Source organism: Streptomyces sp. NRRL F-5650 (assembly GCF_000721365.1).
Classification (GTDB): domain Bacteria; phylum Actinomycetota; class Actinomycetes; order Streptomycetales; family Streptomycetaceae; genus Streptomyces; species Streptomyces ardesiacus.
Genome location: NZ_JOGV01000039.1, coordinates 57,586 through 68,652, shown reverse-complemented (window position 1 = coordinate 68,652; position 11,067 = coordinate 57,586). Strand labels below are relative to the sequence as shown.

Genomic DNA, 11,067 nt, shown 5'->3' with positions numbered 1-11,067 from the left:
ACCCCACCCCCACCCCCACCCGTCGCGCACCGCGCCGCATCCTCGCGGAGCGCCCCGTCCGAGCAGAAGGCCCAGGCCCCCATGCGCATCCTCGTGGTCAACGTCAACACCACGCAGTCCATCACCGACGCGATCGGCGCGCAGGCGGCCGGCGCGGCCTCCCCCGGCACCGAGATCGTGCCGCTGACACCGGCCTTCGGGGCGGAGTCCGTCGAGGGCAACTACGAGAGCTACCTCGCGGCGGTCGCGGTGACGGAGGCCGTACGCGCCTATCGGGAGCCGTTCGACGCGGTGGTCCAGGCCGGTTACGGCGAACACGGGCGGGAGGGGTTGCAGGAACTGCTCGACGTACCCGTCGTCGACATCACCGAGGCCGCGGCGAGCACCGCGCAGTACCTGGGCCGCCGCTACTCCGTCGTCACCACCCTCGACCGCACGGTGCCGCTGATCGAGGAGCGGCTGGAGGTGGCCGGGCTGGGCGCCAGGTGCGCCTCGGTGCGGGCGAGCGGGCTCGCCGTACTCGATCTGGAGCGGGACGAACAGGCCGCCGTGGACGCCATCACCGAGCAGGCCGCCCACGCGGTCGAGGACGACCGGGCCGAGGTGATCTGCCTGGGCTGCGGGGGCATGGCCGGGCTCGCCGAACGCGTGGTGGAGCGCACCGGTGTCCCCGTGGTCGACGGGGTCGCCGCCGCCGTGACGGTGGCGGAATCCCTGGTCCGGCTCGGCCTGTCCACGTCCAAGGTGCGCACCTACGCCCGCCCGCGCCCCAAGCGGATCGTCAACTGGCCCCCGCAGGCGGGCTGAACCGTCGTCGCGCCCTCCCGCCCGGACCGCCCGCGGGTCCCGGGGTATTCTGACGGGCCGCCCGACCGCCGCTGTGCACGGCGCGGTCGGCGTGCCGGGAAAGGGAAGACGGACGAAGGACGGCGATGGCTGCGTCAGAGGGCTTCAGGCCCGAGTCCGAGCGGGTCACGCAGCGGTTGCGCGACGAGATCATCGACGGTGTGCGTGCCCCCGGCAGCCGCCTGGTGGAGCGGGAGCTGGCCGAGTCCCTCGGGGTGAGCCGGCTCCCCGTCCGCGAGGCCCTCAAGACGCTGGTGTCGGAGGGACTGGTGACCCCGAGGCCGCGCAGTTGGGCGGTGGTGCGGGAGTTCACCACGAGCGACATCGCCGACCTGGACGAGGTGCGGTCGGGCCTGGAGACCCTGGGCTTCCGGCTGGCGGCCCAACGGCACACGCGGGAGGGGCTGGAGCGGCTGCGCGCGACGGTGGACGCCGAACTCGACGCGGCGCGCGCCGACGACGCCGTGCGGGCCCGCCGGGCGGCCGCCGACTTCCACGAGACCGTCGTCTCCCTGGCCGCCAACGAGCTGCTCAACGAGCTGGAGCGGGTCCTGCGCAGCCGGCTGCGCTGGCTCCTGGGCCAGCACGACGACCTGCTGGCCGTCGCCCTGGAACACGAAGCCCTCTACCGGGCCATCGCGGCACGCGACGTGGACCGCGTCCAGGAGCTGGTCCTGCACCACTTGGCGACGAGCCGCAGCGCGGCCCTGGGGCACCTCGCGCAGGAGCGCGCCTAGGGGGGGGGCGTTCGGACCTCGTTCGGACCCGAACAGGTTCCGAACGAGGTCCGAGCGACACCCCCTGGGTTCCGAGGTCCGCCGGGCGCGGAGGTCCGCGGTGCTCGGCGGAGACCGGGCCGCGGGCCGCCGCCGGACCGCAAGCCCGCAAGCCCGCACCCCCACCTCGGTCTCATGAGCCAGGGAGAGACCCCGTCGGCCAGTACCTCGGGACGGCGCTCAGGACGGCTTGGACGGCAAAGCGGCGACGGATGACCGCAACACACCTCCCGCCGGACGCGACCGCGGCGCGGTGCGCGGACGGGGGACGGACACGGGTGGCGAGACGTAGGACGGCGAACCGGGGGCATACGGATGACCCGAGGCTTTCTCCCCCGCCGACCCACGGGAGTCCCCTGTGACGCCGAGCCTGCGCACCGCCCGCGCGTGCCGTGCCACCGCCGTGCTCCTTCTCGCCGCCGCCGGATACGCGGCCACCCACCACCCCTGGCTCGCGCTGCCCGGTCTGTACGCCGCCGCCGTGTTCGCCTGGTGCGCCGCGCGGGAGGGTGCGATGCACCGGCACAGCGTCCTCCTGGCCCGGCGTGCGGAGCGCCTGGCCCGCCCGCGGCCGTCGACCGGAGCGGGTCCGGAGCCGTGCTGCGCGTTCTGGCGGTACTCCTTCGGCGCCGACCACGGTCCGGAGTGTGCCCGCCCCGCCGCCGCCCTCCTCCCTGTCCGCGGCGGCTGCTGCGAGCGGTGGTGGACCTCGCTGGGTGCCCGGCACGACGCGTCCTGCCGCCGGCGCACCGACACCCCGGGCCGGAAGCCCGAGGCCGCGGGTCCGAAGTGAACCCGGGGCGTCGCCGACGCCGGAGGTGGACGGCCCGGGCGGGGTCCGGAGGCGCGGACGGCGGGCGTCGCCGGCGATACCATCGGGCGGCAGACCGGCCGGGAAGGAACGCATGGCGAAGCAGGACGGCGGGGGCAGGCGCCCGCCGGGGATGACGGACGTGGCCCGGGCCGCCGGGGTCTCCGCGCAGACGGTGTCGCGCGTGCTCTCCGGGCATCCGAACGTGCGGGAGGAGACGCGGGCCGAGGTCCTGGCCGCGGTGGCCCGGCTCGGCTACCGGCGCAACAACGCGGCGCGCATGCTGTCCTCCGGGCGCAGCCGGACGATCGGCGTGGTGACGCTGCGCACCACCTTCTACTCCCGCGCCGCGATCACCTCCGGCATCGAGGGCGCCGCCCGGAGCGCCGGGTACGCGGTGAGCACCGCGACGGCCGACTCGCTCGACACCTTCGCGATCGAGTCCGCCCTGTCCCGGCTCGTCGACCAGGGCGTCGAGGGCGTCGTCCTGGCGGTGCCGCTGATCACCGGGAGTTCCCGGCTCGAGGAGCTGACCCGTGCCACGCCGACCCTCACCGTCGACGGTTCGCGCACGGACGCCACCGGGGTCGTGGCCGTCGACCAGTCCCTCACCGCCCGTCTGGCCACGCGGCACCTGCTGGACCTCGGCCACGAGACGGTGTGGCACCTGGCGGGCCCCGGCGAGTGGCTGGAGGCCGCGAGCCGGCGCGACGGCTGGCGCACGACGCTGGAGTCGGCGGGGCGTGCGGTGCCGCCTCCCCTGGAGGGCGACTGGTCGCCCGCATCCGGATACCGTGCCGGACTCGTCCTGGGCCGGATCCCGGAGGTGACCGCGGTGTTCGTCGCCGGCGACGAGATGGCGTTCGGTCTGCTCCGGGCGCTGCGGGAGCTGGGACGGCGCGTGCCCGAGGACATCTCCGTGGTGGGCGTCGACGACATCGAGCTGGCGGAGTACTGCGCACCGCCGCTGACCACGGTCGCCCAGCCGTTCACACAGATGGGCGAGCTCGCCGTGGCTCGGCTGCTGCGTCACATCGCGGCCCCGGAGACGGTGCCCGAACCGGCGTCGGTGGAGCCCCGCCTCGTCGTCCGCGCGAGCACGGCGGCGCCGCCGGGGCCGCCGTCGAGGTCGCGGGAGACGCCGGCGGTACCGGGCGCCGCCACGTCCTGCGACGTCTGAGCGGCGGCCTCCGCCCGGCAAGTGCCTCCGGAACTCGGCACTTTGCCTTTTCTTTGCCTTTCGGGAACCCTGTGGTTCCGGGGCGCGTTCATCCTGTTGACCGCGGGACATCGGCCGCGGACGGACCGGTACGCAGCGACAGAAGCCGAGGTGGCACGAGTGGCGATGTGGGACAAGATCAAGGACCAGGCCAAGACCTTCCAGCAGTCCCAGGGCACTCGGGGAGGGGGCGGCTCCGGGCATCAGGGGTCGCACGGCCCGCTGGGCGGCGGCAGGCCGGGCACGTCCTCCGGGGGTTCCAAGGGCCAGTTGATCGGGATGTTCAAGTCCCAGCTCGCCTCGGCCAAGAACGAACTCAGGAGCGGTGCCTACCGGGACGCCAGCATGGCCCTGTGCGCGCTGGTCGCCGCCGCGGACGGACGGGTGGACCCCGCCGAGCGCCGGCGCGTGGAGGAGCTGATCGTCTCGAACGAGGTGCTGCAGAACTTCCCGGCGGACCAGCTCCGCCAGCGGTTCAACCAGCACGTGGACCGGCTCCTCGCCAACTTCGAGCAGGGCAGGACCGAGGCGCTCCAGGTGATCGGCAAGGCCGCGAAGAAGCCCGCCGAGGCCCGTGCCGTCGTGCAGACCGGCATGGTCGTCGCCGGGGCCGACGGCACCTTCGACCAGTCCGAGCAGCAGGCGATCCGCGAGGCGTGCACCGCGCTCGGCGTCCCGCCCTCGGAGTTCGGCGTCTGAGCCCCGGTCAGCCGCGTCGCCGGTGCGCCGCGACGCGCTCCCGGGTCGCGCAGCGGCGCGAGCAGTAGCGGCGTTCCGGGCCGCTGCCCCGCGTGATGAAGACGTCGGGGCAGGCGACGGACGCACAGACCCGGCCGGGCGGGCGCTGGCGGTCCCAGAGGAGGACGGCCAGCGCCATGCAGGAGGAGGCCAGGAACCACTCCGGCCACGGCGCGTCGTCGTCGCCGTCGAGGTGCGGGTGCCAGGGCGTACCACCGCTGTGGGAGGTCAGCCGGAGCGGCCCCGTGTGCGCGCCGAGGAGGCGGTTCAGGACGTGCGCGGCGGCGTCGGCGGAGTCCGCGGCGAACACCTCCCGCAGCAGGTCCGCCGCCGCACGCATCCCGTCGACGTCGCGGGGGGTGAGGTCGACGGGACCGGTCTCGCCGTAGGCGCGCAGCACTTCGGCCACCGCCTCGGGTGCGGGTGCGGTGCCGGAAGGGCCGCCCGCGAGTGCGTTGACGAGGGCGGCGGTGCGCCGTGCCGTGGTCAGTACGGAGTGCCTGGTGGACCAGTCGGCGTCGAGGGGAGAGGTCACCATCCGAATGTAACGCATATTGCGGAGTTTTGAGTTACCTCCGTAACGTCTGCCGGGTGCCAAAGGGTTACTCAGTACGCTCCTACCTGGCCGGGGCGACGGCGGCGCGCGCCGGTGACGAGATGGCGGGACCGGCGCTGCTGCTGGCCGGGCTCGCCCTGACCGGATCGGCGGCTCACGCGTCGTCGCTGCTCGCGGGCATCACGGTCTCCGCGGCGGTCGGTGGGCCGGTGCTCGGGGCCCTCCTGGACCGGGCGGAGCGGCCGGGCCGCCTCCTTGCCTGCGCGCTGGCGCTGTACGCGGCGGGCCTGACCGCGGTCCTCGCCGGGCTGGGCCGCCTTCCGGCCGCCTGCACCGTGGTGCTCGCGGTGCTCACGGGGCTGCTGGGCCCGGCGCTGTCGGGCGGCTGGACCGCGCAGCTCCCCAGGGTGGCGGCGGGCGCCCATCTGCCCAGGGCCAACGCACTGGACGCGATGACCTTCGGCGCGGCGGGCCTGGCCGGTCCGGCACTCGCCGGCGGCGCGGCTGAGGCGCTGGGCGCCCCCACGGCCGTCGTGGTCGCCGCGGCACTGGTCGCCGCGGCCGTGCCCGTCGCGTGGCGGTTGCCGGCCCGCACCGACGCGGCCCCGCGGGCGCGGCCCGCCCCCGTGGCCCGCGCCCTCGCCGCCGGGTTCCGGGTCATCCTCCGGCGTCCGCCGCTCGCCCGGGCGACCCTCGTCTCGGTCGTCTGCTGCGCCGCCCAGGGCATGCTGACGGCCTGCGTCCCGCTGCTGGGCGCGCGGGTTCTCGGTTCGGCCGGACGCGGAGCCCTGCTGTTCTCCTGCGCGGCGGTCTCCGCGCTGGCGGCCAACGCCGTACTGGCACGGTACCCGCGCTCCGTCGCCCCGGACACGCTCGTGCGGGCCGCGGCCCTGGTCCAGGCCGCGGCACTGGCCCTGGCCGCGACGGCGGCCGCGACGGGCCGGCCGGCCGCACTCCCGGTGGCCGCCGTCCTCCTCGGCGCCGGCGAGGGCCCGCAGCTCACCGCGCTCTTCGCGGTACGCCACCGGGAGTCCCCCGAGCACCTGCGCGGCCAGATCTTCACCACGGGGGCGAGTCTCAAGGTCACCGCGTTCGCCCTGGGCGCGGCCGTGGCGGGCCCCCTGGCCACGTGGTCCCTGCCGGGCGCCCTGCTGGTGGCGGCGGGCACGGCGGCGACCGCGGCGGCTGTCGGACGGGAAAGGGTTTGACGTCGTCGGCGCCGAACGGTCGGATGACGCCCATGAGTTCAGGTCAAAGGCACCGGGAGCCGTACGACCTCGACGAGCGCCTCGTACGGCGGCTGGTCGAGGGGCAGTTCCCCCGGTGGGCGGGGCTCCCCCTCGAACGCCACCCCTCCGGAGGCACGGTCAACGCCATGTTCCGTCTCGGCCCGGACCTGGTCGTACGGCTGCCCCTGGCCGGGGGCGGCGCGGCGGACGTGACGGCGGAGCGGGAGTGGCTGCCCCGGCTGGCGCCCCTGCTGCCGACCGCCGTACCCGAGGTGCTCGGGGAAGGGGTGCCCGCCGAGGGCTACCCGTGGCCCTGGTCGGTGTACCGGTGGCTGCCCGGGGAGCTTCCCGAGGCCGGCGCGCTGACCGACCCGGTGTCGCTGGCGGTGGACCTGGCCGGGTTCGTCTCGGCGATGTGGAGCGTCGCCCTGCCCGACGCGCCGGCGGCGTACCGCGGCGGGCCGCTCGCCGCGCTCGACGGGCCGACGCGGGCCGCGCTCGACACGCTGCGGGGCCTGCCGGAGGAGGGCGTCGACTGCGACGCGCTGACGGAGGTGTGGCAGGACGCGCTGCGCGCTCCGGCCTGGGACGGTCCGCCCCGGTGGCTGCACGCGGACCTGATGCCGGGCAACCTGCTGGTGACCGGTGGCAGGCTGACCGCGGTGATCGACTTCGGGTGCCTGGGGGTGGGCGACCCGGCCTGCGATCTCTTCCCGGCGTGGAACCTGCTGCCGGCCGGCGCGAGGGAGGTCTTCCGCGAGGCGCTGGGCGTGGACGACGCCACCTGGCGGCGCGGCCGGGGCCGCACCCTCTCCCAGGCGCTGATCGCGCTGCCGTACTACCGGGAGACCAACCCCGCGATGGCCGGCAACGCCCGCCACGTGATCCGGGCGGTCCTGGGTGAGGCGGAGCGGGCCCACTGACCCACGCGAAGCCGGCGGCACCCTCCGGCGACGGGTGTACCCCCGGTCAACTGTCGTAGTCGACCGTCAGTTTCTCGGAGACCGGGTAGGACTGGCAGGTCAGGACGTAGCCTGTGTCGACCTCGGCCGCTTCGAGCGCGTAGTTGCGGCGCATGTCGGCACTGCCGTCGGTGACCAGGGCCCGGCAGGTGCCGCAGACGCCGCCCTTGCAGGCGAAGGGCAGGTCGGGTCGGGACTGCTGGGCGCCGTCGAGGACCGAGCGCTCCCGGGAGAGGGGAGCGGTCGTGGAGCGCCCGTCCAGGATGACGGTGACCTCGCTGACGGGGCCCTCGGGGCCGCTGTCCTCGTGGTGGACCTCCCGCACCGGCTCGTCGTCGGCGTAGAACAGCTCGCGGTGCACGCGCTCGGCCGGAACGCCGAGGCCGGCGAGGACCTGCTGGGCGTCGGCGACCATGCCCTGCGGGCCGCACAGCCACCAGTGGTCCGCGCCCGTCACGTCCACCAGGGAGCCGATGAGCGCCGAGAGCCGCCCGGCGTCCAGGCGGCCGGAGAGCACCTCGGCCTCGCGGGGTTCGCGGGAGAGCACGTGGGCGAGGTGGAAGCGGGTCGGGTGCAGGTCCTTCAGGTCGGCCAGTTCGTCGGCGAACATCACCGTGTCGGTGCGGCGGTTGCCGTAGAAGAGGGTGACGGCGGAGCGGTCGTCGGCGGCCAGCACCGACTCGGCGATGGAGACCATCGGGGTGATGCCCGAACCGGCGGCGATCAGGACGTGGTGGCCGGGGGTGGTCAGATCGGGCGTGAAGAGGCCGGTGGGAGCCATCACCTCCACGGCGTCGCCCGGCCGCACGTCGTTGACCAGCCACGCCGAGAACAGCCCGCCCGGCACCACGCGGACCCCGATGCGCGGCGCCGCACCGGCCGGTGCGCAGATCGAGTACGAACGGCGCTCGTCCCGGCCGTCCACCTCGCGCCGCAGCGTGAGCGACTGACCGGGCGCGAAGGCGAACTCCCCGGCCAGCTCGTCGGGGACCTCGAAGCTCACGGCCGCGGCGTCCGCGCACAGCCGCTCGACGGCGGCGACGCGCAGCGTGTGGAAGGCGGGCCGGCGGCGGGTGCGCACCGGGGCCGCCGGGACGGGGGCGGTCGGGGCCATCAGATCTCCTTGACGTACTCGAACGGCTCGCGGCAGGACCGGCAGCGCCAGAGCGCCTTGCAGGACGTGGCGGCGAAGCGCGAGGTCTCCTCGGTGTCCGCCGAGCCGCAGCGGGGACAGGGCACCGCCGGCCGGGTGGGCGACAGGACGAGGGGGACGGGGCCGCCGCGGGGTGCGGGCCCGGGCGGGGCGATGCCGTGCTCGGCCAGCTTCAGACGCCCCGCCTCGGTGATCCAGTCGCTGGTCCACGGGGGGTCCAGGACGGTGCGGATCTCCACGCGCGGGTACCCCGCCCCGCGCAGCCGCGCGGCGACGTCCGCCCGCATCTCGGCCATGGCCGGACAGCCCGAGTAGGTGGGGGTGAGGCTCGCGACGACGGTGCCGTCCTCGCCGACCTCGACGTCGCGCAGGACGCCGAGGTCGGCGAGGGTGAGCATGGGCAGCTCGGGGTCCGGCACCTGCTCGGCGACGTGCCGGGCGCGGCGGGCGTCCAGGAGTGCGGGGCCGTGGTTCACCATGTCGCCTCCGGGTGGGCGCGGGCGACGCCCTGCAGCTCGGTCAGGAGCGGCGCCAGGTGCTCGGTGTGCTCGCCGGCGCGGCCCGAGCCCGGCAGCGGACGGTACACCGGCAGGGTCAGTCCGGCCGCCTCGGTGACCTGGCGCAGGTCGTCGGCGACCTCGTCGCGCACGTCGTACGCCGCGTGCAGTTCGCCGAGATACGGGGCGACCTCGTCCAGCGCGGCGCGCGTCCGGCGGTGGGACTCGTCCGTGCCGTCGCCCAGGCGCACGCACCACTCGGCGGCGTACTGCCGGTGGTACGTCAGCTCCTTGACGCCCTTGGCGGCGACCGCAGCGAGCACCGGGTCGGGGTGGGCCTGCAGCCGCCGGAAGTGGGCCAGCCGCCAGCTCGAGAGCACCAGCAGCCGTACGACCGCGAACGCGAAGTCGCCGCCGGGCAGCTCGGCCAGGCGGACGTTGCGGAAGCCGCCGGGGTCGCGGAAGTAGGCGTAGGCGTCCTCGTCGCGGCCGGTGCCGTCCACCTGCCCGGCGCGCGAGTACAGCAGGCGGGCCTGGCCGAGGAGGTCGAGGCCGATGTTGGCCAGCGCCACCTCCTCCTCCAGTTCCGGCGCGCGGGTGACCCACTCGGCGAGCCGCTGGGCGCTCACCAGGGCGTCGTCGGCGAGCGCCACGCACTCCCCGGCCAGCTCACCGGCGTCGACGCCCTCGGGCACGGTGGTGTCGACGCCGTGCAGCGGGTCCTCGAAGCCGGTGCCGTAGGCCCAGCGGCTGTCGTCCTCGTGCCCCTCGGCCAGGGTGAGGTAGACGTGGTCGTCGCTCATGCCCTGCTCCTAGATGTGGGGAACGTCGTCGGGGATGTCGTAGAAGGTCGGGTGGCGGTAGACCTTGTCGGCGCTGGGGGCGAAGAAGGGGTCCTTCTCGTCGCGGGTGGAGGCGGCGATGTGCTCGGAGCGCACCACCCAGATGCTCACGCCCTCGTTGCGCCGGGTGTAGAGGTCGCGGGCGTGGGTGAGGGCCATGGCGTCGTCGGCGGCGTGCAGGGAGCCGACGTGGACGTGGTTGAGTCCGCGCTTGCCGCGCACGAAGACCTCGTACAGCGGCCAGCCCTGCCTGCCGGACGTCCCGGGGGTCATGCCGCCGCTCCCTTCCGCGCGCGGGCGGCCTGCTTGGCGGCGTGTGCGGTGGCCGCCTCGCGCACCCAGGCGCCGTCCTCGTGGGCGGTCCGCCGCCGCTCCATCCGCCGGTCGTTGCACGGGCCGTCGCCCTTGATGACGCGCATCAGCTCGTCCCAGTCGGGGGTGCCGAAGTCGTGGTGCCCGCTCTCCTCGTTCCAGCGCAGCTCGGGGTCGGGCAGGGTGACGCCGAGCTTCTCGGCCTGCGGGACGGTCATGTCGACGAAGCGCCGGCGCAGCTCGTCGTTGCTGTGCCGCTTGATCTTCCAGGCCATCGACCGCGCCGAGTTGGGCGAGGCGTCGTCGGGCGGGCCGAACATCATCAGGGACGGCCACCACCAGCGGTTGACGGCGTCCTGGACCATCTCGCGCTGGGCGTCGGTGCCGCGCATCATCGTCATCAGCAGCTCGTAGCCCTGCCGCTGGTGGAAGGACTCCTCCTTGCAGATCCGCACCATCGCGCGCGCGTAGGGACCGTACGAGCTGCGGCACAGGGGCACCTGGTTGCAGATCGCGGCGCCGTCCACGAACCAGCCGATCACGCCGACGTCGGCGAAGCTCAGGGTCGGGTAGTTGAAGATCGACGAGTACTTCTGCCGGCCCTCGATCAGCCGCTGGGTGAGGTCGTCGCGGTCCGCGCCGAGGGTTTCGGCCGCCGAGTACAGGTACAGGCCGTGGCCGGCCTCGTCCTGGACCTTGGCGAAGAGGATCGCCTTGCGGCGCAGCGACGGGGCCCGGGTGATCCACTCGCCCTCGGGCTGCATGCCGATGATCTCCGAGTGCGCGTGCTGGGCGATCTGCCGGATCAGCGTCCTGCGGTAGCCGTCGGGCATCCAGTCCCGCGGCTCGATGCGCTGGTCGCGCGCGATCGTCGCGTCGAAGTGCTCCTGGAGTCCGTCCGGCGCGTCCGGGGGCGGCGCCTCGGCGGCGTGTGTCGTGGTCATCGTCACCAGCTTCCCAACCGACCATTCGTTCGGTACCAGTGTGACGTCTTTCCGCCCGCCGGGCAAGACCCGGACCCGCCGGCCACACCCTTGACAGTGCCGCCGCGTGGCTGGATTACTTGGCCTTGCCGCGCGCTAACCGAATGGTCGGTCGGGAAACAAGGTGGTGGGTACGGTGTCGC

The 11,067-nt window shown here is 74.7% G+C and carries 13 protein-coding genes; 7 read left to right on the top strand and 6 right to left on the bottom strand.

Translation table 11 applies throughout. The features are described from left to right. Positions 1–81 precede the first annotated feature (81 nt). The 5 genes from IG88_RS0128680 (at position 82) to IG88_RS0128660 (ending at position 4,351) form a co-directional block, all read left to right on the top strand. Positions 82–807, top strand: coding sequence for an aspartate/glutamate racemase family protein (locus IG88_RS0128680; protein WP_031047342.1), 726 nt, complete (start codon positions 82–84; stop codon positions 805–807). Between the two features lie 125 nt (positions 808–932). Further along, positions 933–1,583, top strand: coding sequence for a GntR family transcriptional regulator (locus IG88_RS0128675; protein WP_031047340.1), 651 nt, complete (start codon positions 933–935; stop codon positions 1,581–1,583). A 397-nt stretch (positions 1,584–1,980) separates the two neighbouring features. Beyond that, positions 1,981–2,415: a hypothetical protein gene (locus IG88_RS0128670; RefSeq protein WP_031047337.1), complete on the top strand. Its 435-nt coding sequence runs from the start codon at positions 1,981–1,983 to the stop codon at positions 2,413–2,415. A 112-nt stretch (positions 2,416–2,527) separates the two neighbouring features. Further along, positions 2,528–3,613, top strand: a complete 1,086-nt coding sequence (locus IG88_RS0128665; RefSeq protein ID WP_051852107.1) for a LacI family DNA-binding transcriptional regulator — start codon at positions 2,528–2,530, stop codon at positions 3,611–3,613. 159 nt (positions 3,614–3,772) lie between these two features. Continuing rightward, positions 3,773–4,351: a tellurite resistance TerB family protein gene (locus IG88_RS0128660; RefSeq protein WP_031047330.1), complete on the top strand. Its 579-nt coding sequence runs from the start codon at positions 3,773–3,775 to the stop codon at positions 4,349–4,351. Positions 4,352–4,358: 7 nt separating this feature from the next. Here IG88_RS0128660 and IG88_RS0128655 read toward each other — a convergent pair whose 3' ends face one another. Then, positions 4,359–4,943, bottom strand: a complete 585-nt coding sequence (locus IG88_RS0128655; RefSeq protein WP_031047327.1) for a CGNR zinc finger domain-containing protein — start codon at positions 4,941–4,943, stop codon at positions 4,359–4,361. 38 nt (positions 4,944–4,981) lie between these two features. Between IG88_RS0128655 and IG88_RS0128650 the strand changes: the two genes are divergently transcribed. Both IG88_RS0128650 and IG88_RS0128645 read left to right on the top strand, forming a co-directional pair. Continuing rightward, a complete protein-coding gene (locus IG88_RS0128650; RefSeq protein ID WP_031047324.1) occupies positions 4,982–6,154 on the top strand; it encodes an MFS transporter in 1,173 nt (390 codons plus the stop codon). Between the two features lie 32 nt (positions 6,155–6,186). After that, a complete protein-coding gene (locus IG88_RS0128645) occupies positions 6,187–7,098 on the top strand; it encodes an aminoglycoside phosphotransferase family protein (protein WP_031047321.1) in 912 nt (303 codons plus the stop codon). Between the two features lie 46 nt (positions 7,099–7,144). Here IG88_RS0128645 and paaE read toward each other — a convergent pair whose 3' ends face one another. Genes paaE through paaA form a run of 5 tightly spaced genes read right to left on the bottom strand, consistent with a single transcriptional unit; the run spans position 7,145 to position 10,885 of the window. Beyond that, entirely contained in the window at positions 7,145–8,251 is a 1,107-nt protein-coding gene (gene paaE / locus IG88_RS0128640; protein ID WP_031047318.1) for a 1,2-phenylacetyl-CoA epoxidase subunit PaaE, read from the bottom strand. Continuing rightward, positions 8,251–8,769: a 1,2-phenylacetyl-CoA epoxidase subunit PaaD gene (gene paaD / locus IG88_RS0128635; protein ID WP_031047316.1), complete on the bottom strand. Its 519-nt coding sequence runs from the start codon at positions 8,767–8,769 to the stop codon at positions 8,251–8,253. Before paaD ends, paaE begins: the two co-directional genes overlap by 1 nt. After that, entirely contained in the window at positions 8,763–9,590 is an 828-nt protein-coding gene (paaC, locus tag IG88_RS0128630) for a 1,2-phenylacetyl-CoA epoxidase subunit PaaC (RefSeq protein ID WP_031047313.1), read from the bottom strand. Before paaC ends, paaD begins: the two co-directional genes overlap by 7 nt. 9 nt (positions 9,591–9,599) lie before the next feature. Then, positions 9,600–9,902, bottom strand: coding sequence for a 1,2-phenylacetyl-CoA epoxidase subunit PaaB (gene paaB / locus IG88_RS0128625; RefSeq protein ID WP_031047310.1), 303 nt, complete (start codon positions 9,900–9,902; stop codon positions 9,600–9,602). Next, on the bottom strand, positions 9,899–10,885 hold the full coding sequence (gene paaA, locus IG88_RS0128620) for a 1,2-phenylacetyl-CoA epoxidase subunit PaaA (RefSeq protein WP_031047306.1): 987 nt from the start codon (positions 10,883–10,885) through the stop codon (positions 9,899–9,901). Before paaA ends, paaB begins: the two co-directional genes overlap by 4 nt. Positions 10,886–11,067: the final 182 nt, after the last annotated feature.

Excerpts from the sequence above, each read along its gene's own strand:
- IG88_RS0128680 (WP_031047342.1), top strand. The coding sequence starts at position 82 with ATGCGCATCCTCGTGGTCAACGTCAACACCACGCAGTCCATCACCGAC.
- IG88_RS0128675 (WP_031047340.1), top strand. The coding sequence starts at position 933 with ATGGCTGCGTCAGAGGGCTTCAGGCCCGAGTCCGAGCGGGTCACGCAG.
- IG88_RS0128665 (WP_051852107.1), top strand. The coding sequence starts at position 2,528 with ATGGCGAAGCAGGACGGCGGGGGCAGGCGCCCGCCGGGGATGACGGAC.
- IG88_RS0128655 (WP_031047327.1), bottom strand. The coding sequence starts at position 4,943 with ATGCGTTACATTCGGATGGTGACCTCTCCCCTCGACGCCGACTGGTCC.
- IG88_RS0128645 (WP_031047321.1), top strand. The coding sequence starts at position 6,187 with ATGAGTTCAGGTCAAAGGCACCGGGAGCCGTACGACCTCGACGAGCGC.
- paaE (WP_031047318.1), bottom strand. The coding sequence starts at position 8,251 with ATGGCCCCGACCGCCCCCGTCCCGGCGGCCCCGGTGCGCACCCGCCGC.
- paaD (WP_031047316.1), bottom strand. The coding sequence starts at position 8,769 with ATGGTGAACCACGGCCCCGCACTCCTGGACGCCCGCCGCGCCCGGCAC.
- paaC (WP_031047313.1), bottom strand. The coding sequence starts at position 9,590 with ATGAGCGACGACCACGTCTACCTCACCCTGGCCGAGGGGCACGAGGAC.
- paaB (WP_031047310.1), bottom strand. The coding sequence starts at position 9,902 with ATGACCCCCGGGACGTCCGGCAGGCAGGGCTGGCCGCTGTACGAGGTC.
- paaA (WP_031047306.1), bottom strand. The coding sequence starts at position 10,885 with ATGACCACGACACACGCCGCCGAGGCGCCGCCCCCGGACGCGCCGGAC.